This is a genomic window from Changchengzhania lutea, from assembly GCF_006974145.1.
Taxonomy (GTDB): Bacteria; Bacteroidota; Bacteroidia; order Flavobacteriales; family Flavobacteriaceae; genus Changchengzhania; species Changchengzhania lutea.
Genome location: NZ_CP039456.1, coordinates 406433 through 428213 on the forward strand (window position 1 = coordinate 406433; position 21781 = coordinate 428213).

The window sequence follows — 21781 nt, forward strand, 5'->3', positions numbered from 1 at the left end:
TTTTTGATATGAAAAAAGAGCCACAAAAATTACCTGCCGATTTGATTTTAGATATTAAAATCAGGTTAAAAACCTTAAGTGGCCAAATTAATGGCATTGTTAAAATGCTTGATGATGGAAAAGACCCTGAACAAATAAACATCCAGTTCAAATCCATAGATAAAGGCATTCAAAAAGCACATTATTTACTTTTGGATGAAGTCTATCGAAAAGCATTGGCCATTGGAATTGTAAAAGCTGTGGATTCTTGCCCCGGAAACTGTGGCAATGAAGATAAAATTGAATATTTAAAAAGTGAATTCCCTAATTTGGAATTATCTGATTTGACTAACAAGTTAAAAGAAATCCAAGCCATAGAAACCAGACTTAAAGCGTACAGCGAAAAAAAAGATTAAAAAAAGTTTGGAGACCCCCTACCTCTTGTCGTCATCTTTGTGGTATTAATAATTTAAACTTCAAATAAGATGAAACGACAAATTGAGATTTTTACAGCAGGATGTCCAGTATGCGAACCTGTGGTGCTATTAGTAAAAGAAACAGCAGGAAAGGACTGCGAAATCACACTTCATAATTTAGCAGAGCAATGTGAAAGTAAAATCTGTGTTTCCAAAATGAATGAATACGGAGTAAAAAGGCTCCCTGTCATTGCTGTTAATGGACAACTTTTGGATTGTTGCAAAAATATCCAAATCACAAAAGATGATTTGGTAAATGCAGGAATAGGAAGCTGTTAGATATGGCAATCACTAAATTGAACAAAAGGGCATCAATGGGAACTGCTGTATTTTCAGCAGTTTCCTTAAAACTTTGTTGTTGGGGGCCATTGTTGCTAACGGGAGTTGCAGGAATCAGTGGAAGTTCTGTCTATTTTTCTTGGCTCAATGCCTTGAAACCTTATCTGTTGGTCATTGCATTTTTGTCATTGGGTTTAGCTTTTTATCAAGTGTATAAAAAAAAGAAGGTGGACGATTGTGACAACTGTGAAACTGATAAACCATCATTTTTTAAATCGAAATTCTATTTGTGGTTGGTCACTATGTTTGTTGTTGTGATGACATTGGTTTCTTATTATCCACAAATATTTCACCCAACAGCTACAAAAGAAATTGTTGCAACAAACAATACAGATATTCAATCTGTAAAGTTGAATGTTGAAGGGATGGTATGCTCTGGTTGTGAAGAAAATATCAATCATTCTGTGAACAAATTGGACGGGATTTTTGGAATCAAGACCTCTCACATAAAAGGAACTTCTGAAATAAAGTTTGACACGACTAAAACAACCGTAAGTGAAATAGAAGAAGTGATTAAATCAAAAGGATACACAATTAAAAACAATACTAATGAATAGATTGATTATAATAGCATTGAGTATTTTTTCTACCTTAAAAGTGTTTGCCCAAGGCCCACCAATTACAACTGAAACGCCCATTATGCTTGGACTGGAAGGAAATGGCATTAGAACTTTTGGTAAGTTCATTTCAAAAGAAAATGCGAACATTTATGTGCAACCCATAGCTATTCCTTATAATATCACATCAAAATTTCAGATTGGTGGAATATTTCCATTCAAGTTTATTACCCCTAAAGGAGCAGAAACAACAGGAGGTTTTGCGGATATGACGGTTTTTGCCAAATACCAACTTTACAAAAAGACGGCAAAGCCAAAACATTTAGAGTTTTAGGCTTGGTTAAACAAACATTCCCCACAGGAAAGACATCATCAAGTCCTGCAATTGGTTCAGGGCTTTCTCAAACCTACATTGGTATTGTAATGGGGAAATTAACAACCAAAAAAGGGCTTTATGCCGATTTTGGATATAACATGACCAACAAAGATACTTCTGATGATTTTTTGTATAATTTTTCGCTTGGTGTTCCTTTATTACCCCATAAATATCCACAAAAACAACTAAACACGTATTTAGAGTTTAACGGCAATTATGCATTTGACCCTAAAGTACATACCCTCTTTATATCACCAGGATTCCAATTTATTCCTGGTAGAAGAATTCTATTTGAAACCAGTTTTCAAATAACCGTATTGTAAAAATTGACCTTGATGGAACAATGATTGAATCATTTGATGGCTTTCAACGCCCAATGCATATTGCGATTCAAGAAGATAAAATCTATGTTCCCGAATATACATCAGATACCGTAAAAATTATTGAAAACGGAACTGTTTCAACACTTACGTTAAAAAAAAATACGGATGCAATTGCAGGAATAGCTGTTGATGGAAATACGATTGCCGTTGCTGATTTTTATAATCATAGAATCATTTTCCAACAAGATGATAAAGTAACCATTATAGGTAAAGAAGGACATAATGATGGCGAATTATATTATCCTACAGATGTTGATTTAAAAAATGATTTGATTTCTGTTGCAGATGCATACAACAACCGTGTTCAGGTCTTTGACTTAAAAGGGAACTATGTAAGAATGATCGGTTGGAATGAAAACATAAAAGTAGCCACAGGACTAAAAGTAACTGATACACAAGTCATCATTGCAGATTTTGAAGGCAATAGAGTATTGGTTTACGTATTTAAATGGTAATCTTTCACAAATTGTATCGGACAATTTCAATCAACCAACGGATATTGAAATTGTAAGTAATAAAATGTATGTGGTAAATTATAAAGGGAAAGCTATTTCCATTTTTGAAAAGCAATGACTTTAATAATGAACAAAGGAATTATATTATAGAAAAGCCATACACATTTGCAACTATTCCAAAATATAAAAAATTAGTCTCTGTGTTTATCCGAAACGAAAGTGCTTTTTAATTACCTATGTTTTATACACAAACCGTTAAACAAAACATCTACGCCTTGGGTATCTCCATCAAAATCTCCAATACAAAATTCCAATACTTTTGAACCGAAGAAATTTGTGCGCGCTCATCTGGTGAGTGTGCGCCTTTTATATTCGGACCAAAACTAATCATATCCATCTCTGGGTAATTCTGTCCTAAAATACCGCATTCTAAACCAGCATGACAAGCTGCCACGTGAGGCTTTTCACCATGTAACTTTTCGTAGAGATTTTCCATGACCTTTAAAATTGGTGAGTCCATATTTGGCGCCCAACCTGGGTAATCCCCAGAAAATTCCACCTCGCAACCCGTGAGCTCAAAAGCTGCTCGAAGCGCATTGGCCAAGTCCATTTTTGAACTCTCCACAGATGACCGCGTTAAACAGCCTATTTTAATGCTGCCGTCCTTAACAATCACACGTGCAATATTATTAGAAGTTTCAACCAAATCTAGAATATCAGCACTCATTCTATATACACCATTCCATCCTGCATAAAGTGCTCTAGTCAGTCCTTCTTGAACGCCTAAATCCATGATTTTCGCTGGTGTCTCTACTTGGGACACCACAATATTTAAATCGGGCTCCATTGTTTTTAACTCCTTTTTTAAGAGCGCTTCCATCTGTTTCATTTCTAAAAGAAAGGCATCTTCATGCATGGCATCGATAACCACCACCGCATTACTCTCTCTTGGGATCGCATTGCGCAGGCTACCGCCATCAATTTCTGAAATGCGCAAGCCAAAATTTTCAAAGCCATCAAACAATAAGCGGTTCATAATTTTATTGGCATTCCCTAAGCCTTCATGAATCTGCATGCCAGAGTGTCCGCCCTGTAAGCCCTTTACCGTAATTTTATAACCGGTTTTAAATTCTGGAGTATCTTCTTCATTATAGCTGCGCGTCGCGGTCACATCGATTCCGCCAGCGCACCCTACGCCTATTTCGTCATCTTCTTCCGTATCTAGATTTAACAAAATACGACCACTAAGCAAACCCCCTTTAAGTCCCATGGCACCCGTCATGCCCGTTTCCTCATCTATGGTAAATAAGGCTTCAATGGCTGGATGTTGGATATCGGTACTTTCTAAAATGGCCATGATAGTGGCCACACCTAGACCATTATCGGCGCCGAGTGTCGTACCCTTTGCCCGAACCCAATCGCCATCGACATACATCTCAATGCCCTGAGTATCGAAATCAAAAATAGTGTCCCCATTTTTTTGATGCACCATATCTAAATGCGATTGCATCACAATAGGCGTTCTATGTTCCATTCCAGGACTTGCCAGTTTTTTAATAATGACATTCCCAACTTCATCCTCAAGGGTTTCTAAACCTAGGTTTTTACCAAAATCCATCATAAATGCGATGACACGTGCTTCTTTTTTTGACGGTCGTGGCACGGCGTTTAGATCGGCGAATTTATTCCAAAGTAATTGGGGTTCTAGTTGTCTTATTTCTGAGCTCATAATGGGTTTATATAATTGTTTTCAAAGATAGCAAAATTGGACTGATATTAGCGGCTACTCCTGATTACCTCACTGGTATTTATTTCTATTAGATTCGATGAATGTAAACATTTGAAACGGCATCCTTTTTTGAGGCACGAAAAAAAGATACAGTGGAAAGCAGGAAGAAACCTTTATAGTTATGCCATTGCCATAGGGTACAATTTTTTATTACTTTTGGAACATGCTGAAGAACAAGAAAACGGTAATGGCGCTGTCATTACTTCCCCAATATTTACTCATTAGGCTAGCGGCCGCACATCCTGAATTTGTAGAGCAGTACTACAGTAATGGGGTTTATCAGTGGGTGTCTAAATTATTTAGATATGTTCTGGGGTGGTTGCCTTTTTCGTTTGGCGATTTGGTATATGCTTTTGGAATTCTTTATATGATCCGATGGTTTTATAAAAACAGAAAACGGTTACGTAAAGACACCAAGCGTTGGTTTGTGGATGTGCTTGCAGCAGCAGCTGTTATTTACTTTGCATTTCACATACTTTGGGGCTTTAATTACTACCGATTACCGCTGCATGCCAGTTTGGGTTTACAGGCTGATTATACGACCGAACAGCTTGTGAACGTGACCAACAAATTAATTATCAGGGCCAACAGCATGCATGCAAAAGTATCTGAAAATGACACCCTCAAAGTGGTGATACCTTACCATAAAAGAGCCATTATGCAGCGTGCGCCAAAGGGTTATGACAACTTAAAGCAAGTATTTCCGCATTTGGAATACCACCCAAAGAGTATAAAGAAATCGCTGTTTAGTTACCCGTTGACTTATATGGGTTTTAGTGGCTATTTGAATCCGTTAACGAATGAAGCTCATGTGGATGCATTAATTCCTGCGTATAAATTCCCGACGACATCATCGCATGAGATTGCACATCAATTGGGGTATGCCGCAGAAAACGAAGCTAATTTTATAGCTTTTTTAGCCGCCACAAATCATGATGATATCTATTTTAACTACTCGGGCTACGCTTTTGGTTTACGGTTTTGCCTGAATGAAATATACAATCGAGACCCCTGTTTATTTGAAGACATGGTTGCCGATGTAAATCTTGGTATCTTAAAAAACTATGATGAAGTAAGAAGCTTTTGGGTGGCGCATCAAAACCCGGTGGAGCCTTATTTTAAGTCATTTTACAGCAATTTCTTAAAGGCCAACAAGCAAGATAAAGGGATGGAAAGCTATAACTATGTGGTGGCGCTATTGGTTAATTATTTTGAATCAAAAACGTTTTAACTTTACTCCAAAAGTTCGGCACCTTCTGGAATTTCAAAAATAGCAGTGTCTAGTTGTTCTTTTGAAAGTTTAATGTTTGTAAACTTTAAATCGTTACGCTTGGTGGTTGGTAAATTATTTTCGTAGTTATACCAAGTTAAGGTTTCTGGTAATAGCAAACCTTCAACAGATTGCCAATTGCCATATTTTATAAAATGAAATTCCTTGCTCTTCGCTTTACTAAAGTAAGTGACCGTATAACCCAACCAGACCATTTTATGGGTTTCAGAATCGTAGTATACAATATATTCGTCCTCAGGCGATTCTCCTACGCCACTTTCATATGAAATTTGAATGCCAGGATATGATTGGTCTTCAAAAACTAATGGTGCTACGTCTTTGTAAATAATGCCATCATCACTTAGAATAAAAGGCATGGCGTAAAAATAGAACATCAAATTATAGTAAAACTTAGGCTTTCCTTTGTAAGCAGTGGTGTCTTTGGAATACAACCAAACGTCTTCACCATTAAAACCTATGGTATGTTTTGGCATTTCGATAAGCGATTTTCTGTTTTTTAAGTTGGTTGCAGTTACCTCATCGCCGTTTGGTTTTTCCATAGTGAACACCAAAGATTGCATTGTGTTCCAATTATCCAAACCGCCATGGGCTTCAAATACTTTTGAGATATTTTCTGGATAGATACTGGTAGTGATATCGAGATTTTCTTTGGAATAATCAGTGGGTACAACGATGTTGTTTTTCGAGTTGTTATTGCAGGAGAGTATTGAAATTGCAAAGAGTACTAGAAATATGCGTCTCATTTGTTATATGTTGAATGGTTTTATTATTTGACGAAGTTACAAGAGCATAATTACATAAAAACTATTACTTTTGTTCGATTGCCATGAAAGAAATTACCAGTACGCAAAACGCCTTTATTAAGCAACTTACTCTATTAAAAGACAAGTCGCGCGAACGTAAAAAAACAGGTCTCTTTTTAATTGAAGGGGTTCGCGAAATTTCGCTTGCTTTAAAAGGGGATTATGCTTTGGACACCATTTTGTTTTATCCTGAATTATTTTCTGAAGAACGGCTTAATGACTTTACAAATCAACAAATAACCAGTATAGAAATATCCAAAGACGTTTATCAGAAATTGGCTTACAGAGAAACCACGGAAGGGGTTTTAGCGGTTGCCAGATCCAAACGCAACCACTTAAGCGATTTAAAACTTGATAAGGAAAATCCTTTAATTTTAGTTGCCGAAGCACCCGAAAAACCTGGTAATATTGGCGCTATTTTAAGAACCGCCGATGCCGCAAAGGTAGATGCCGTAATTATTGCCAATCCAAAAACCGATTTATATAACCCGAATATTATACGATCCAGTGTGGGTTGCGTGTTTACCAACCAAATTGCCACAGCAAACACTTCTGAAATTATTGTCTTTTTAAAAACGCAAAACATAAGCGTTTTCTGTGCAGCATTGCAGGCTTCGGTGGCATATCATACCCAAGATTACACATCGGCAACCGCAATTGTCGTGGGCACCGAAGCCACAGGTTTGAGTAACGAATGGTTAGAAAACTCCAATCAGAATATTATTATCCCCATGCAGGGCGAAATAGATTCCATGAACGTGTCGGTTGCAGCAGGAATTCTTATTTTTGAGGCTAAACGTCAACGGGATTTTAAATAACGTCATATGTCAGTCTGAGCGCAGTCGAAGACCTTATTAATTATAAGCACCAATGCATTTCGACTGCGCTCAATGTAACAATTTGTATAAAGCTTTAATAAATATTACATATCGAATACCTAAACAAACTTTAAAATATGTATTTATATTATGTTTATATTCTAAAATGCTCCGATGATTCTTATTATACAGGAATTACAAATAATTTAGAGAAACGCGTAAACAAACATAAATATGGAAAATATAGAGATTGTTACACTTACAAGCGAAGACCAATAGAACTTAAGTTTTTTGAAACTTTTAATGATGTATTACAAGCTATATACTTTGAAAAGAAAATCAAAAAATGGACACGCGCCAAGAAAGAAGCTTTAATTCATGGAAATTTTGATATGCTTCAGATATTGGCTGAGTGTAGAAATGCAACTCATTACAAGTATCTTGGTAAATGAACACTTCGACTGCGCTCAGTGTGACAAATAGTTTTATTTTTGCTTTTCAATAAAATTTCCTGTTTTAAAATTAGAACGCTAAGACGCAAAGTGATTTACTGTAAACTGAAACTGCAAACTAAATACTGAATTAATGACAGCAACCACTCTTTTTTATATCATCATAGCCATAATAATCATCAATTTTATAGCTGATAAAATTTTAGATGCCTTAAATGCTAAACATTACAACGACGCCCTTCCTAAAGGTTTACAGGATGTTTATGATGACACCGAATACAAAAAATCACAGCGTTATAAAGCTACAAATTATAGGTTCGGACTGCTCACCTCAACATTTTCGTTATTGTTAACTTTGGGGTTCTTATTTTTTGACGGATTTGAATTTGTGGATAATTTGGCCAGGAGCTACAGTGACAACCTCATTATAATAGCGTTGATTTTCTTTGGGATTATTATGATTGGAAGCGATATCATTACCACACCTTTTTCATATTACAGTACCTTTGTTATTGAAGAAAAATTCGGATTTAATAAAACAACGGTTAAAACCTTCTTTTTAGACAAAATTAAAGGCTGGCTCATGATGGCGCTTGTTGGCGGTGGTATTTTAGCTATAATTATTTGGTTCTATCAAGTTACAGGAACACATTTTTGGCTATATGCTTGGGCGCTTGTATCTGCGTTTACCCTATTTATGAATATGTTTTACTCTAAACTTATTGTCCCCTTGTTCAATAAACAAACCCCTTTGGAAGCTGGAGGTTTGCGTGATAAGATTTCAGAATACGCGAAGACTGTTGGTTTTAAATTAGATAAAATATTTATAATTGACGGTTCTAAACGAAGTACCAAGGCGAATGCGTATTTTTCGGGATTTGGTAGTGAAAAACGAGTGACGCTCTATGACACCTTGATCCATGATTTGGATGAAGATGAAATTGTTGCTGTATTGGCCCATGAAGTTGGGCATTATAAAAAGAAGCATATTATTTTTAATTTGTTTGCTTCTATTTTATTGACAGGGTTGACGCTTTATGTTTTATCACTGTTTATATCCAATCCCTTATTATCAAACGCTTTGGGTGTGGAAACTCCAAGTTTTCATATTGGACTGATCGCTTTTGGGTTGCTATATGCGCCAATTTCGGAAATTACAGGATTGATTATGAACGTATTTTCCAGGAAATTTGAGTACCAAGCCGATGATTATGCCAAAAACACGTTTAAAGCAGAACCGCTTATTACCTCACTTAAAAAACTCTCAAAAAATAGTTTGAGCAATTTAACACCGCATCCGGCATATGTGTTTATGCATTATTCGCATCCTACATTGTTGGAACGGATTGTTAATTTGAGGAAGTAAGTTTGAATTCCTTTGTCATTTCGACGACTGGAGAAATCGCATCATTTAAGTGGCGCTAAAACTCAAAGTAAAATAGTTTATTGTTTTCGTTTAACTTGACTTTGTAAAAAATTTCGACTAATTTCGTTTCACGTCGGATATAAAACATTAAAACGTATTTCATATCCATAAAAGTTGCCAGTAATGCGGACGAAATCATCAAAAGTTTCCATATAATTCAACTTTTTTGTTATCTTTGCTAAAGTATAACGACAAATAAACTGAATGAAACCAAAATTTGAGGTAGTTTTTCTTGAACAAGCTATTGACTTTATGTCCAAATTGGATGTTAAAGCAAAAAAGAAAATCTATTACAATTTGGATAAAGCGAAACTCGAAAATGACCCAAAACTGTTTAAGAAACTGACAGACGAAATTTGGGAATTTAGAACACTTTATCAAGGAATTCAATACAGACTCTTTGCATTTTGGGACAAAACTGACAAAACCGAAACGCTTGTGTTATCTACACACGGAATGGTAAAAAAAGTAAGTAAAGTTCCAAAATCTGAAATTGAGAAAGCATTGAAAATTAGATCTGAATATTTTGACAAATAAACTTGAAATTATGGCAACGAAAAATAAAAAAATGAAAATGATGACACTTGACCAAATGAAGGACAAGGACATTGGAAAAGTTGGAACAACAGAACGTGACAAATACGAATTTGACCTGCGAATGGAAGTGCTTGGCGATATGATAAAGTCTGTCCGAAAAGAACGAAATTTGACCCAAGAGCAACTCGGAGAATTAATTGGGGTTCAAAAATCTCAAATCTCTAAATTGGAAAGAAATACTAAAAACGTAACTATCGAAACGATTTTAAAAGTATTTAGAGCTTTAAAAGCAAACGTTCGATTTAGTGTGGAAATGAACGAATCGGAATTTAAAGTTGCATAAAGCACTACTGGCAATTGAGTAGACGGGTGACGACTTAAAAGTCGTCACTGCGCCTCTCACACCACCGTACGTACGGGTCTCGTATACGGCGGTTCACCAAATTGAAGTTTGCGTATTATTAATGTAATCTAACAAAGGTTTATACCCTTTTCGTTTAAGTCTAGAGACTGTAATAGTAGTCTTTAGAATAGGACTTTGAGCAACTGCCCAGCCTCCCATTCTTGTTCTACTCCAAGCATAGGCTTGTCCGATTTCTATACCTAATTGAATTAGGTTTTTACGTTTCCGTTCTAGTTTCTTCCAATCGTGCCAAATACAATAGCGCAACCGATTTCTTAGCCACTCATCTAGCTTTTTACTTTTTGCATAGATGTTGGTTAAGCGGTAATTGTTCATCCAGCCTCGGCAGACTTGATTAAGTCGTTCGAGTCGTTCTAACAACGACATGGGTTTGGTTTTCTTGGTTATACTTTTTAGGTTACGTTTAAACTTTGCCCAACTTTTATTGGCTACCACTAGTACATATTGTCCTTTTACACCCTTTTTATAGATGGGTACAAAACCATGCCCGAGTAACTCAAAGTTTACAGGTCTGCGGATGCCACTTTTGGCTTTGTTTATAGGTAATTTAAGTTTATCTTTTAAGAAGACAAACAGTCTATTTCCTATTTGTTTAGCCTCGCTTTTGCTTTTGGCGTAAACGCTAAAATCATCAGCGTAGCGAACATAACGCAAGCCCATGCTTTTCATTTCTTTGTCCAAAACATCTAACATAATATTAGATAATAAGGGACTAATTGGACTGCCTTGCGGGATGCCTTTTCTGCGCTTTTGGAGTTTTCCATCTATTAATATGGGAACTCTAAGCCATTTTCGGATTAATCGCAAAGTGGTCGGACATTTTACCTTGTGGTAAATAAGTTGCAGTAAGATACAGTGGTCTACTTGGTCAAAGAATCCTTCTAAATCAATATCTACAATATCTTGATAACCAGAATTGATATACGTTTGAGCTTGTAATACTGCTTTTTGGATGTTCTTTTGTGGACGGAAACCGTAACTAACGGGTTCAAAATCATATTCAAAATGAACCATTAATTGTTGACTTACCGCTTTTTGAAGCCACCTATCGACTACAGTTGGTATTCCTAATAGTCGGGTTTTACCCTGTCCTTTTGGAATGGTTACTCCTAATATTGAATTTGGATTATAGCTGTTTGTGCGAATAGTCGATAGTATAGTCGAACGGTTTTCTAATATATAAGCGGAAAGCTCCGTTGTTTTCATACCATCTACACCGCTCGCGCCTTTATTGCGCTCCACTTGTCGTGTTGCTTTAAAAAGGTTTGTTGCTGATAATACGTTTTCAATCATAGGTTTAATAATTCGTGTACTCCTGTTGGTTTAAAACTAGGCTAGCTAGGCATCCTAATCGAATTCCAACGTAATTTAATGTTCTGTCCTTCCCTACTTGTGAGACCATCTGAGGTATTGCCTCAACTCGTTTCCCGTAGGTACTATGACCTCTGCTGACTTCTCCAAATAACCAACTCGTAGTTTTGGAGACCTCCCCAGGTAATGACATCTTCTTTCTCTCAATCACTGCCGTATCTACATATTTACCCTTTTGGTGTTCGTTGGGCGTTACAATGATGTGCTTGCTTACCCAAGTAAATATGCCTCTGTATACGATTTCTGTTCGTCAGTACCGAGTTTTGTAGTTCCGCTTCCTTCAGATAGAACCTCACGGTTTTCACCCTTGCGACTTACTAATGCTTCAAGACGTTACTCCTGTACATAAGGGACTTGCACCCTCTAGATTAATTATTTACCTTTCCGTAAATAAAAGATGCCCATGCTGGGCACACACAACGTGTATAAAAAATTGCTGGTGTTGTGCTAAAACAAAGGTCGTTGCACGTTTACTACGTCTGATTTTCCTTCGGAAAATCCTCGCACGCAAACCCGCAACTTTCCATATACAAACACGTTAAACGAACCACTGACAAAAAAACTCTTATTACAACATAAATTAGCAAACAACCGCGTTAACGATTGCAGCGGCATCCTTTTTAAAATTAGCGGCATCCTTTTTAAAATTATTAGATTGTAGACAAATTAAAACCTGAATTCAACAGATTGCCACAGTCGTTCCTCCTTCGCAATGACGCTTTAAAAAGACACAGCGGAAATATTTATATTCACGAATTCCTAAATCTATAATAAGTATGCATGAGTAAAGCGTGTTAAAACGCCCAAAATCAAACAATTACCATAATAGTAGGTAATGCCAAATAAATGATTACCTTTGCCGCTTGAAATAATTCCTCAGAGTGAGGATGTGTTGCTAGAAGTTTAAGTTAAGTATGTCGATTCGCTTCTTATGTAACACCACATAACACAATCGAATACTTATACTAAGAATGAACACATTCCAAGATTTAGGTCTTAATGAAAACCTTTTGCGCGCTATTACCGATTTAGGTTTTGAAAAACCAAGTGAAGTCCAAGATAAGGCCATCCCCATTTTATTAGAATCTGAAACCGATTTAGTGGCATTGGCCCAAACAGGAACTGGTAAAACAGCTGCTTTTGGTTTCCCTATGTTACAAAAAATTGATATTGCCAGCAGAACCACACAAGGTTTAATACTTTCGCCAACTCGCGAACTTTGTTTGCAAATTACCAACGAGATGAAACAGTACGGTAAGTATTGTAAAGGGCTTAATGTCGTGGCGGTTTATGGTGGTGCGAGCATTACGGACCAAGCGCGAGAAATAAAACGTGGTGCGCAGATTATTGTGGCAACACCGGGAAGGATGAAAGATATGATTAGCAGACGTTTGGTCGATATCTCTAAAATACAGTACAGTGTTTTAGACGAGGCTGATGAGATGCTAAATATGGGCTTTAAAGAAGATATTACCGATATTTTATCGCACACGCCCGATGATAAAAATACCTGGTTGTTTTCTGCAACCATGCCCCGTGAGGTAGCAACTATTGCTAAAAAATTCATGAACAATCCACAGGAAATTACTGTTGGAAACAAAAATGAAAGTACAAACACCGTGTCTCACGAATACTATTTGGTAAATTCTAGAGACCGTTACCAAGCATTAAAGCGTTTAGCAGATGCGAATCCAGATATATTTTCTGTAATATTTTGTAGAACAAAACGCGATACTCAAAAAGTTGCTGAAAACCTTATTGAAGATGGTTATAATGCGGGTGCGTTACACGGCGATTTAAGTCAGAACCAACGTGATTTGGTGATGAAATCGTTCAGAAATAAACAAATCCAAATGCTCGTAGCAACCGATGTTGCTGCGCGTGGGATTGATGTCGATGATATTACACACGTTATAAACTACCAATTACCTGATGAAATAGAAACCTACACCCACCGTTCTGGACGTACAGGGCGTGCCGGTAAAACTGGGATTTCTATGGTTATTGTTTCTAAAAGTGAGGTACGTAAAATAAAAAGTATTGAGCGTATTATTAAACAGCAATTTGACAAAAAGGAAATTCCTGATGGGATGGAAATTTGCGAAGTGCAGTTGATGTCGCTTGCAAACAAAATTCACAATACTGAAGTTAACCATGAGATTGATAAATACTTAACCAGTATTAATGAATTGTTCGCTGATACCGATAAAGATGAATTGATTAAAAAATTCTTCTCGGTAGAGTTTACACGTTTCTTTAACTATTATAACAAATCTAAAAACTTAAATGTTGCTGAAGGTTCTAGAGATAGAGAAGGTGGTCGCGAAGGTGGAAGAGATTTTGGTGGCAGTTCTAATTCTACACGCTATTTTATTAACGTAGGCAGTAAAGATGGTTTCGATTGGATGAAGCTTAAAGATTTCTTAAAAGAAGTTTTAGTACTAGGTAGAGATGATGTTTTTAAAGTGGAAGTAAAAGATAGCTTCTCCTTTTTTAATACCGAAAAAGAGCACCAAGAAAAAGTACTTGCTTTCTTTACGGAATATAAGCATGAGGGGCGTTTTGTAAATGTTGAAGTTTCTGAGAATCGCGGCGGCGGTAGACGTAATGATAGACGATCTGGTGGCGGAAGACGCGATGAGAGACGCAGTGGCGGAAGACGTGACGACAGAAAATCAGGATCTGGTAACCGAAGTGAGAGACGCGGTGGTGGTGATTCCTACGGCAAATCGAGACGCTCTGGAAGTGATTCGAACTCTGATAGTGATAGATCAAGACGTTCAGATTCTGGCTCGGGTCCTTCTGTGGCAAGACGTTCAAGACGTAGAGATTAAATAATATCTATAAAAAAACCTTCAAAATTATTTGAAGGTTTTTTTATGCTGTATGGTTCACCAATTTTGGTTTGTAACTTATGTTTTATAGAACTATGAACGGAGACCTGTTAATATTTAGTCAAATTTAATTGCAATAATTTCTTATCTGTGTTTTGTTTAGTACTTTTATAACCAAATTAGCGTTAACTAATTATTACATGAAGAACTACCTACTGCTTGCTTTTTTACTCATTTCTACTTTTGTTATTGCACAAGACAACAACAAAGTTAAGGGTGTAGTGGTTGATGCCTCCAATGATACCTTTTTAGAGAGCGTTAACATTGTAAATCTAAATCAGGTTATTGGTACAACTACCAATGTAGATGGCGAATTTGAAATTTACGCCAAGGTGAATGATACGCTTCACTTTTCTTATTTAGGATTTAAATCGATTCGAGTTCGCGTAACTAACGACTGGTTAAAATTCGGAAGTTCTACAATAGCACTTACCGAATTAGCCTTAGCCCTTGAAGAAGTCGTCGTCAATCAATTAACGCTTACAGGGTATCTAGAAGTGGATATTAAACAAGTGCCCGCAATTAACAACAACTACCGTTATAGTATTTCTGGACTCCCAAGTACAGGCTACGAGGCCAGTTCTCCTGGTACATTGACCAAAATAATAGGCTCTGTTTTTAATCCTGCCGATTTCTTGCACCGTATGTTTGGAAGAAAACCCAACGAATTGCGAAAGTTGAGAAAGATGAAACAGGATGATGAAATCAGGAATTTATTAGCATCCCGATTTGACAGGGAAATGCTTACTGTTTTATTACAGGTAGATCGTGTTGATTTAGATGAAATCGTGAGTCAATGTAACTATTCAAAAGGCTTTATTCAAACCGCTAACGACCTACAAATTCTTGATGCTATTAGCGAATGTTATGAAGAATATAAGTTGTTAAGTAGAGGCCGAAATAACCGATTATGATAATATTGCAGTGCTTATTTGATTATATTATTTAGCAATACCATTCATTTCGCAATAGTCTTGATCCTTTGCCTCTCAAAAACCCGAAGGCTTCTTTTAACAAATTCCATAAAAACCAAAATCTCCAAGAGTTTAAACTCTTGGAGATTTAAAGCTATGTTGTATAAACCTGTAAAGGTTATTTAAGACTTATCCTGATAGCTTCTTAGTTAATACCAATATTACCTTGTGCCACAATAGTTGCAATTTCAGCAGCACTTAAATGAACGTTTACATAACCATCCACAGCTAGGACGTCGTCATAACCAAATGAAGAGCTATCAGGTAAAGCACTAACATTCGTATGACTCATTCCAGTGTCTCCATCAACCTCATTAAAGGTAAATAAAACAGCTCCCGGTGCATTTGCCACGCTACCCATATGAATATGTGCTGGATGTAAACTACCAGCGTCAGTATTAACAATATCAAGAGTAGCAAGAGCTTCACCATTTACACGTTCGTAAAATGTAGCTGTTCCGCTAATACCAGCTCCAGCCACTTCATTTAACGTATAAACTTTGGACGTTCCTGTCAGCTCATTTTGTCCAATATCACCTTGAGCAACCAATGTTGTTGATTCAGAAGCACTTAAGTGCACATTGATATACCCATCAAAGTCTATCAAGTCATCATAAGTTACGGACGTACCATCCTCTAATTTCGAAAATGTAACGGTACTCGTGCCTGTGTTACCATCAACCGTTCCTAAAACAACCGCTACTTCACCACCTTCTGCAGCAGTATTATAGTGTATGTGTGCGGGATGCATCCCTCCTGCAGGTGTTCCCGTAAGATTTAACTCTACAGTAGTAGAACTGTCCTCATTTTCAATAAATTTTGCAGTTCCTGAAATACTTGGGTTTACTACAGATTTTAATTCAAAAGTTTGGGTAGCACCAATAAATACTGTCGCGTCATCATCGCTACTGCAACTTGTTAAAAAAAGAATAGGTAGGATAAGGGTCATTTTAATAAATAATTTTCTCATAACATTATATGTTTTAAATTTAGAGCAAAAAAAATCAAATAGTAAAATATGGATTTGCTCATACAAAATTATCATTTGCTCAATCAAATTGAATAGATATTCTTTTAGTAAATTCATTAAATTTCACTAATTATAAAAACAAAATGAAAAATCTCGTCATATTAACAGGAGCAGGAATGAGCGCCGAAAGCGGCTTAAAAACGTTTAGGGATGCCAATGGTTTATGGGAGGGTCATGATGTTTTGGAAGTAGCAACACCCCAAGGTTTTGAAGAGAATCCAGAACTGGTTTTAGAGTTTTACAACCAACGAAGAAGACAATTATTAGACGTTAAACCCAATACAGCCCATTTGGATTTGGTAAAACTAGAAGAGCGATTTAAGGTCTCCATAATCACTCAGAATGTTGATGACTTGCACGAACGTGCTGGCAGCACAAATGTGATTCACTTACATGGTGAACTGTTAAAAGTGAGAAGTATTGGTGACATACATGACGTAAAAGAATGGCATACCGATTTAAATTTTGGTGATACCTGTGCAAACGGACATCAACTAAGACCCCATATTGTATGGTTTGGAGAGGATGTCCCCATGATTGAGAAAGCCATGACGATTTGCGAAAAGACAGATCTATTATTAATTATTGGTACCTCCATGCAAGTTTATCCTGCAGCAGGTTTAATCAATTACGTTCCAAAAGACACGCCGATGTTTTTAATAGACCCTAGTCCTAATATAAATAATCATAAGAACCTTACTATTATTGCTGAAAATGTGACTATTGGCATGAAAGAATTTTTGAACTGTATTAACTAAACCACTATGGACTAAAGTGCCATAGGTTTTTAAATCTGACTAAAGTCAGCAGTACGTGATTACTCAAGTATAAAAGAATCTGTGTCATTATTTGACTTACGGTGATGCTCTAGATATTCGTTTACCATTTTATCCGTAATATTTCCTGTACTCCAACATCCAAATCCTATTGCCCAAAAGTGCCGTCCCCAATATCGTTGCTTCAATTTCGGAAACTCTTGCTGTAGATTTCTTGAACTTCTTCCCTTTAGCTTTTTTACCAAACCAATTATATTCTGTGATGGACGGTACTCAATATGCATGTGCACATGATCTTTACTAACCACTCCCTTTAATATATTTACTCCTTCCGCATCACAAACCTGTATCAATATTGCTCGACATTTTTTTTCGATATCACCTTCCAATATGGAATAGCGATATTTAGTGCTCCAAACTATATGAACCGTTAAGCGGGAAACAGTATGTCCATTTACTCTTTGTTCTAACATGAAACAAAGGTAGGTTTTTTTAGAAGCTAAAGCGAGATGCACTAAAGTGCATAGTTTTAACTAAATTTGAGACCAATAAAAAGGCTCTAGTTTATTAGTGCGTTGTTTTAGTAATATGTATTCAACATAAACATGTTTGACACATTAGATAATTAAAAGTAAGCCTACTTGCAGGAACGATCGTAAATCTGAGGATAATAGATAAGAAATTAAAGTATTAAGCCACGAATTACACTAATGATCACTAATGTTTGAAAAATCTTTAGATTTTTCTATTCGTGATATCATTTTTGTCAATCATTCCACGAATTTTAAATGAGCTAAGCTCATTTATTCGTGCTAATTAGTGTGATTCGTGGCAAAAACCAATAATATCAACGCACTAATAAACTAGAGCCAATAAAAATCATTTCCTTTTTTTTGAAATTCTAAACAAAAGACCCATTATAGTCAAGTTTTGATTCATTTGCGCTAAAGTCTACCATGTCTATATGTTTTGTATTAACTAAAACCTTATTATCTTTGATTTGCTATGAACTCGACCTTGACCTTCTTCTTGAATACTAGAAAAAAGACAGAAGACTTGTGCAGACCGCTGGAAATTGAGGATTTTACTCCCCAATCGGCTGTATTTGCAAGTCCTCCAAAATGGCATATCGCACATACCACATGGTTTTTTGAAGAAATGATCTTAAAAAAATATGTTTCTAATTACAAACCCTTTGATGATAGTTTTGGGTATTTATTCAACAGTTACTATAATAGTCTAGGAGACCGCATAGAACGCGGTCATAGAGGTTTGATTACAAGACCAAATATTGAAACTGTTTTTGAATACAGAGCCTATGTTGATAAGGCTATGACTGCTTTATTAAACATGTCTGAATCCGAAGCGATTAAAAAACTCACGATATTAGGGGTCCATCATGAACAACAGCATCAAGAACTGTTACTTACCGATTTAAAATACACCTTCTCAAAAAACCCTATCAATCCCAAATATGTCGAGACAAATTTGGTTGAAGATACCTATATTCATTCTGGATGGGTTGACGTGAATGAAGGTATTTATGAGATAGGACATGCTACAGATAACTTTGCGTTTGACAACGAATTAGGCCGTCACAGAGTGTTTTCAGAACCCTTTCAAATATCAAAATCCTTAGTAACAAATGGAGATTATATAGATTTTATTAACGACGGAGGTTATGAGAATTCTAAATATTGGCTGGATGACGGTTGGCATTGGCTTCTAGAAAATAAAATCAAGCACCCATTATATTGGAAACAAAAAAATGACCAATGGCACCATTATACCTTGTCGGGCATAGCATCGATTAAAGAGGAGGCTATACTCGCTCATATTTCATTTTATGAAGCAACCGCATTTGCCAATTGGTCTAAATGTAGACTCCCTACAGAATTTGAATGGGAAATCGCGTCAAGCCAATTAGATTGGGGCAGGCGCTGGGAATGGACAAATTCGGCGTATTTACCTTATCCTAATTTTAAAATAGCAGAAGGCGCCGTTGGCGAATACAACGGTAAATTTATGATCAATCAAATGGTTTTGCGTGGGGCTTCCGTAGCCACTGCAAAACAACATAGTAGAAACACATATAGAAACTTTTTTACCCCAAATACACAATGGCAATTCTCTGGAATCAGACTCGCGAAATAGCAATTAACGACAGTTTAAGGTTAGATGTAGATCAAGGCTTAAGTGCCCAATCAAAATTCTTATCTTCCAAGTATTTCTATAACGAAAAAGGTGATGCCTTGTTTGTTAAAATCATGAATCTCCCTGAATATTATTTAACCAGGGCAGAATTCGACATATTTCAAAATCAAACCGAAGCTTTAATCAAAGCTTTGAAAATTGATAAAGAGATTGAATTTGATCTCATAGAGTTAGGCGCTGGAGATGGTACTAAAACCAAGGAACTTTTAAAATTATTGAAAACGAAACAATTTCAGTTTACCTATATTCCCATTGATATCTCCCAGAATGCCTTAGATAAACTTGAAATTTCCATAAATACGGAACACCCTAATATTAATGTTCATCCAAAACGAGGCGATTATTTTCATGTATTAGAAGATTTAGCCACGTCTAAAAAACCAAAAGTAATTTTGTTTTTGGGTTCTAATATTGGTAACTTAAACGATGAGGAAGCGCACGTATTTATGGAAAATTTAGATCATGCTTTGCACTCTAGCGATAAATTAGTATTGGGTTTAGATCTTATAAAATCCGAAAATATAGTTCTACCGGCATATAATGATGCACAAGGTGTTACACGGGCTTTCAATATGAATCTTTTGGAACGGATAAATGAGGAACTTGATGCTGATTTTGATATAAGTTGTTTTGTGCATGAACCCGAGTACAATGAAAATGAAGGTATCGCTAGAAGTTATATTAAAAGCACAAAACCACAAACTGTTACCGTAAAAGCGCTTGATAAAACGTTCTTTTTTCGTGAAGGTGAATGCATACACACAGAAACATCTCGAAAATATAACGATGCTATATTGAATTCCATATTGAAAAACACGAGTATGGAAATTACAGATAAACTCACAGATTCCAACAACTATTTTGCAGATTACATTTTGAATAAAACTTAAATTTGGCAACAAAAACTGAACATATCGGAATTTTAGGACTTGGCAGTAGAAGCACACAGTTTTATCTGGATATGCTAAATAAAAAATATCACGAAAAATATGGTGACTATCATACATGTCCATTTATTCTCTATAATATCGATTTCAATAGTTTAAATAATTATTTACCAAATAAATTCAACAAGCTAACCCTAGCTCTAAATAAGCACTTAGATGCCCTATTCAATTTACCCATAAAAATTTGTATTATCCCTAATATCACATTGCATGAAGCTTATGACTTTGGTGGTTTTGATTATAAGATACTACACCCCATAACGCTTTGTATTAATTATTTAAAAAAACATCAAATTAAAAAAATCACCCTTTTCGGTTCGTTATACACCATGCAATCTGATTATATAACGTCTAAACTTGCAGCAAAGGGTATTCAAGTATTCATACCTATTGAAGTTCATTTAAAAGAATTGGATACATTGCGAAAAAAAGCATACAACCGTTCTGAAACGCCATCTGACATGAACAGATATCACGATCTTTTGAATAAGTATAGTAATCATTCGCATGTGCTTTTAGCCTGTACAGAATTATCTATTTTATCACATCAAATTGAAAAAATAAACGTCATAGATATGGCAACGCTTCAAATAGATAAAGCTCTCAGCTTAATTAATTAAAATTGTCAAAAAAACATTAATAAAAATTTAAATCATAAACCATGGGAACACCAGATTTTTCTAATTTAAAAGCTGTTTATGTAAACTGCACACTAAAGCAGTCACCTAATAAAAGTCATACAGCAGGCCTAATGAATGTGTCTATGGAAATCATGAAAAAGGAAGGTGTTACTGTTGAACATATTAGGTTTGTAGATCATGATATAGCTTTTGGGGTCTACCCAGATATGACTGAGCATGGCGCCTCTACAGATGAATGGCCAAAACTTTTTAAGCAGATTTTTGATGCTGATATTTTAATATTAGGCACCCCTATTTGGCTAGGAGAAAAATCATCGGTAGCTCAAAAATTTATTGAGCGCATGTACGCCATGAGCGGAAAAACAAATAACAAAGGCCAATATCTGTTTTATGATAAAGTAGCGGGCTGCGTAATTACCGGTAATGAAGATGGTATAAAACACTGTGCCATGGGTATGCTATATGCTTTGCAACATGTGGGATATTCCATTCCGCCACAAGCAGATTGCGGATGGATTGGCGAGGTTGGTCCAGGACCAAGTTATTTGGACAAAGAGAGTGATGCCGAAAATAACGAATTCACTAACCGCAACACCACGTTTATGACCTATAACTTATTACATCTTGCCAATATGATAAAACAGCATGGAGGTTATTCAGCTTACGGTAATTCCAGAAAAGATTGGGATGATGGGAAACGTTGGAACTTTGAAAACCCTGAGTATCGATAATGCTCGGTTCCTTAAAGTCAAGAGCCTTGTTGTTTAAAAGGTTTTTTTTAAGCGACATCTAGCATAATTCAATGACTCTTAATCAAAGTCGAAACGGA

24 protein-coding genes are annotated in these 21781 nt (G+C 36.1%); 19 read left to right on the plus strand and 5 right to left on the minus strand.

The features are described from left to right. The first annotated feature begins 8 nt into the window (after nucleotides 1-8). The 6 genes from FAF07_RS01920 (at nucleotide 9) to FAF07_RS01945 (ending at nucleotide 2565) form a co-directional block, all read left to right on the plus strand. The gene (locus tag FAF07_RS01920; RefSeq protein ID WP_142783514.1) at nucleotides 9-395 is read left to right on the plus strand and encodes a metal-sensing transcriptional repressor; all 387 of its coding nucleotides are present in this window, start codon (nucleotides 9-11) and stop codon (nucleotides 393-395) included. 69 nt (nucleotides 396-464) lie between these two features. Beyond that, the gene (locus FAF07_RS01925) at nucleotides 465-734 is read left to right on the plus strand and encodes a thioredoxin family protein (protein WP_142783515.1); all 270 of its coding nucleotides are present in this window, start codon (nucleotides 465-467) and stop codon (nucleotides 732-734) included. Between the two features lie 2 nt (nucleotides 735-736). Continuing rightward, complete coding sequence (gene merTP / locus FAF07_RS01930) at nucleotides 737-1351, plus strand: mercuric transport protein MerTP (RefSeq protein WP_142783516.1); 615 nt, start codon at nucleotides 737-739, stop codon at nucleotides 1349-1351. Beyond that, nucleotides 1344-1685 (plus strand): hypothetical protein, encoded by a 342-nt coding sequence (locus FAF07_RS01935; RefSeq protein WP_142783517.1) that lies wholly within the window; start codon nucleotides 1344-1346, stop codon nucleotides 1683-1685. Before merTP ends, FAF07_RS01935 begins: the two co-directional genes overlap by 8 nt. Before the next feature lie 2 nt (nucleotides 1686-1687). Further along, nucleotides 1688-2050, plus strand: a complete 363-nt coding sequence (locus FAF07_RS01940; protein ID WP_142783518.1) for a hypothetical protein — start codon at nucleotides 1688-1690, stop codon at nucleotides 2048-2050. Between the two features lie 20 nt (nucleotides 2051-2070). Beyond that, on the plus strand, nucleotides 2071-2565 hold the full coding sequence (locus tag FAF07_RS01945) for an NHL repeat-containing protein (protein ID WP_142783519.1): 495 nt from the start codon (nucleotides 2071-2073) through the stop codon (nucleotides 2563-2565). Nucleotides 2566-2833: 268 nt separating this feature from the next. Here FAF07_RS01945 and FAF07_RS01950 read toward each other — a convergent pair whose 3' ends face one another. Then, nucleotides 2834-4294, minus strand: coding sequence for an aminoacyl-histidine dipeptidase (locus FAF07_RS01950; RefSeq protein ID WP_142783520.1), 1461 nt, complete (start codon nucleotides 4292-4294; stop codon nucleotides 2834-2836). A 223-nt stretch (nucleotides 4295-4517) separates the two neighbouring features. Here FAF07_RS01950 and FAF07_RS01955 point away from each other — a divergent pair, with 223 nt between their 5' ends. Further along, nucleotides 4518-5585 carry a DUF3810 domain-containing protein gene (locus FAF07_RS01955; protein ID WP_142783521.1) on the plus strand — a complete coding sequence of 356 codons (1068 nt, stop codon included), beginning with the start codon at nucleotides 4518-4520 and terminating at the stop codon, nucleotides 5583-5585. Nucleotides 5586-5587: 2 nt separating this feature from the next. On the opposite strand, the gene FAF07_RS01960 is transcribed toward FAF07_RS01955, so the two are convergent. Beyond that, a complete protein-coding gene (locus FAF07_RS01960; RefSeq protein WP_142783522.1) occupies nucleotides 5588-6388 on the minus strand; it encodes a DUF6503 family protein in 801 nt (266 codons plus the stop codon). Between the two features lie 83 nt (nucleotides 6389-6471). Between FAF07_RS01960 and FAF07_RS01965 the strand changes: the two genes are divergently transcribed. From FAF07_RS01965 to FAF07_RS01985, 5 genes are all read left to right on the plus strand, one after another. Then, entirely contained in the window at nucleotides 6472-7266 is a 795-nt protein-coding gene (locus tag FAF07_RS01965) for a TrmH family RNA methyltransferase (protein ID WP_142783523.1), read from the plus strand. 137 nt (nucleotides 7267-7403) lie between these two features. Further along, nucleotides 7404-7718, plus strand: coding sequence for a GIY-YIG nuclease family protein (locus tag FAF07_RS01970; protein WP_142783524.1), 315 nt, complete (start codon nucleotides 7404-7406; stop codon nucleotides 7716-7718). A gap of 133 nt (nucleotides 7719-7851) precedes the next feature. Further along, entirely contained in the window at nucleotides 7852-9084 is a 1233-nt protein-coding gene (locus tag FAF07_RS01975; RefSeq protein ID WP_142783525.1) for a M48 family metallopeptidase, read from the plus strand. 264 nt (nucleotides 9085-9348) lie between these two features. Next, complete coding sequence (locus FAF07_RS01980) at nucleotides 9349-9681, plus strand: type II toxin-antitoxin system RelE/ParE family toxin (protein WP_142783526.1); 333 nt, start codon at nucleotides 9349-9351, stop codon at nucleotides 9679-9681. Nucleotides 9682-9691: 10 nt separating this feature from the next. Further along, complete coding sequence (locus tag FAF07_RS01985) at nucleotides 9692-10024, plus strand: helix-turn-helix domain-containing protein (protein WP_142783527.1); 333 nt, start codon at nucleotides 9692-9694, stop codon at nucleotides 10022-10024. Between the two features lie 93 nt (nucleotides 10025-10117). On the opposite strand, the gene ltrA is transcribed toward FAF07_RS01985, so the two are convergent. Next, the gene (ltrA, locus tag FAF07_RS01990) at nucleotides 10118-11398 is read right to left on the minus strand and encodes a group II intron reverse transcriptase/maturase (RefSeq protein WP_142783376.1); all 1281 of its coding nucleotides are present in this window, start codon (nucleotides 11396-11398) and stop codon (nucleotides 10118-10120) included. Between the two features lie 1049 nt (nucleotides 11399-12447). Between ltrA and FAF07_RS02000 the strand changes: the two genes are divergently transcribed. Both FAF07_RS02000 and FAF07_RS02005 read left to right on the plus strand, forming a co-directional pair. After that, nucleotides 12448-14310 (plus strand): DEAD/DEAH box helicase, encoded by a 1863-nt coding sequence (locus tag FAF07_RS02000; RefSeq protein ID WP_142783529.1) that lies wholly within the window; start codon nucleotides 12448-12450, stop codon nucleotides 14308-14310. A 200-nt stretch (nucleotides 14311-14510) separates the two neighbouring features. Further along, on the plus strand, nucleotides 14511-15284 hold the full coding sequence (locus FAF07_RS02005) for a carboxypeptidase-like regulatory domain-containing protein (protein WP_142783530.1): 774 nt from the start codon (nucleotides 14511-14513) through the stop codon (nucleotides 15282-15284). Between the two features lie 205 nt (nucleotides 15285-15489). Here FAF07_RS02005 and FAF07_RS02010 read toward each other — a convergent pair whose 3' ends face one another. After that, on the minus strand, nucleotides 15490-16314 hold the full coding sequence (locus FAF07_RS02010; RefSeq protein WP_142783531.1) for a hypothetical protein: 825 nt from the start codon (nucleotides 16312-16314) through the stop codon (nucleotides 15490-15492). Nucleotides 16315-16457: 143 nt separating this feature from the next. On the opposite strand from FAF07_RS02010, the gene FAF07_RS02015 reads away from it, so the two are divergent. Further along, nucleotides 16458-17132: an SIR2 family NAD-dependent protein deacylase gene (locus FAF07_RS02015; protein WP_142783532.1), complete on the plus strand. Its 675-nt coding sequence runs from the start codon at nucleotides 16458-16460 to the stop codon at nucleotides 17130-17132. A 59-nt stretch (nucleotides 17133-17191) separates the two neighbouring features. On the opposite strand, the gene tnpA is transcribed toward FAF07_RS02015, so the two are convergent. Further along, nucleotides 17192-17623, minus strand: a complete 432-nt coding sequence (gene tnpA, locus FAF07_RS02020; RefSeq protein ID WP_142783533.1) for an IS200/IS605 family transposase — start codon at nucleotides 17621-17623, stop codon at nucleotides 17192-17194. A 556-nt stretch (nucleotides 17624-18179) separates the two neighbouring features. On the opposite strand from tnpA, the gene egtB reads away from it, so the two are divergent. Genes egtB through FAF07_RS02040 form a run of 4 tightly spaced genes read left to right on the plus strand, consistent with a single transcriptional unit; the run spans nucleotide 18180 to nucleotide 21683 of the window. Next, nucleotides 18180-19304: an ergothioneine biosynthesis protein EgtB gene (gene egtB, locus FAF07_RS02025; RefSeq protein WP_394344964.1), complete on the plus strand. Its 1125-nt coding sequence runs from the start codon at nucleotides 18180-18182 to the stop codon at nucleotides 19302-19304. After that, nucleotides 19271-20254, plus strand: a complete 984-nt coding sequence (locus FAF07_RS02030) for an L-histidine N(alpha)-methyltransferase (RefSeq protein WP_185956500.1) — start codon at nucleotides 19271-19273, stop codon at nucleotides 20252-20254. The genes egtB and FAF07_RS02030 overlap by 34 nt, the downstream gene beginning before the upstream one ends. Nucleotides 20255-20256: 2 nt before the next feature. Continuing rightward, nucleotides 20257-20931, plus strand: coding sequence for an aspartate/glutamate racemase family protein (locus tag FAF07_RS02035; RefSeq protein ID WP_142783535.1), 675 nt, complete (start codon nucleotides 20257-20259; stop codon nucleotides 20929-20931). 41 nt (nucleotides 20932-20972) lie between these two features. Then, nucleotides 20973-21683, plus strand: coding sequence for a flavodoxin family protein (locus FAF07_RS02040; protein WP_142783536.1), 711 nt, complete (start codon nucleotides 20973-20975; stop codon nucleotides 21681-21683). Nucleotides 21684-21781: the final 98 nt, after the last annotated feature.

Coding starts and splice junctions, on each gene's coding strand:
- FAF07_RS02005 (WP_142783530.1), top strand. CDS start 14,511: ATGAAGAACTACCTACTGCTTGCTTTTTTACTCATTTCTACTTTTGTT.
- FAF07_RS01970 (WP_142783524.1), top strand. CDS start 7,404: ATGTATTTATATTATGTTTATATTCTAAAATGCTCCGATGATTCTTAT.
- FAF07_RS02010 (WP_142783531.1), bottom strand. CDS start 16,314: ATGAGAAAATTATTTATTAAAATGACCCTTATCCTACCTATTCTTTTT.
- FAF07_RS02015 (WP_142783532.1), top strand. CDS start 16,458: ATGAAAAATCTCGTCATATTAACAGGAGCAGGAATGAGCGCCGAAAGC.
- ltrA (WP_142783376.1), bottom strand. CDS start 11,398: ATGATTGAAAACGTATTATCAGCAACAAACCTTTTTAAAGCAACACGA.
- FAF07_RS01945 (WP_142783519.1), top strand. CDS start 2,071: ATGATTGAATCATTTGATGGCTTTCAACGCCCAATGCATATTGCGATT.
- FAF07_RS02030 (WP_185956500.1), top strand. CDS start 19,271: ATGGCAATTCTCTGGAATCAGACTCGCGAAATAGCAATTAACGACAGT.
- FAF07_RS01955 (WP_142783521.1), top strand. CDS start 4,518: ATGCTGAAGAACAAGAAAACGGTAATGGCGCTGTCATTACTTCCCCAA.
- FAF07_RS01960 (WP_142783522.1), bottom strand. CDS start 6,388: ATGAGACGCATATTTCTAGTACTCTTTGCAATTTCAATACTCTCCTGC.
- merTP (WP_142783516.1), top strand. CDS start 737: ATGGCAATCACTAAATTGAACAAAAGGGCATCAATGGGAACTGCTGTA.
- tnpA (WP_142783533.1), bottom strand. CDS start 17,623: ATGTTAGAACAAAGAGTAAATGGACATACTGTTTCCCGCTTAACGGTT.
- FAF07_RS02040 (WP_142783536.1), top strand. CDS start 20,973: ATGGGAACACCAGATTTTTCTAATTTAAAAGCTGTTTATGTAAACTGC.
- FAF07_RS01965 (WP_142783523.1), top strand. CDS start 6,472: ATGAAAGAAATTACCAGTACGCAAAACGCCTTTATTAAGCAACTTACT.
- FAF07_RS01920 (WP_142783514.1), top strand. CDS start 9: ATGAAAAAAGAGCCACAAAAATTACCTGCCGATTTGATTTTAGATATT.
- FAF07_RS01985 (WP_142783527.1), top strand. CDS start 9,692: ATGGCAACGAAAAATAAAAAAATGAAAATGATGACACTTGACCAAATG.
- FAF07_RS01975 (WP_142783525.1), top strand. CDS start 7,852: ATGACAGCAACCACTCTTTTTTATATCATCATAGCCATAATAATCATC.
- FAF07_RS01950 (WP_142783520.1), bottom strand. CDS start 4,294: ATGAGCTCAGAAATAAGACAACTAGAACCCCAATTACTTTGGAATAAA.
- FAF07_RS01925 (WP_142783515.1), top strand. CDS start 465: ATGAAACGACAAATTGAGATTTTTACAGCAGGATGTCCAGTATGCGAA.
- FAF07_RS01935 (WP_142783517.1), top strand. CDS start 1,344: ATGAATAGATTGATTATAATAGCATTGAGTATTTTTTCTACCTTAAAA.
- FAF07_RS02000 (WP_142783529.1), top strand. CDS start 12,448: ATGAACACATTCCAAGATTTAGGTCTTAATGAAAACCTTTTGCGCGCT.
- FAF07_RS01980 (WP_142783526.1), top strand. CDS start 9,349: ATGAAACCAAAATTTGAGGTAGTTTTTCTTGAACAAGCTATTGACTTT.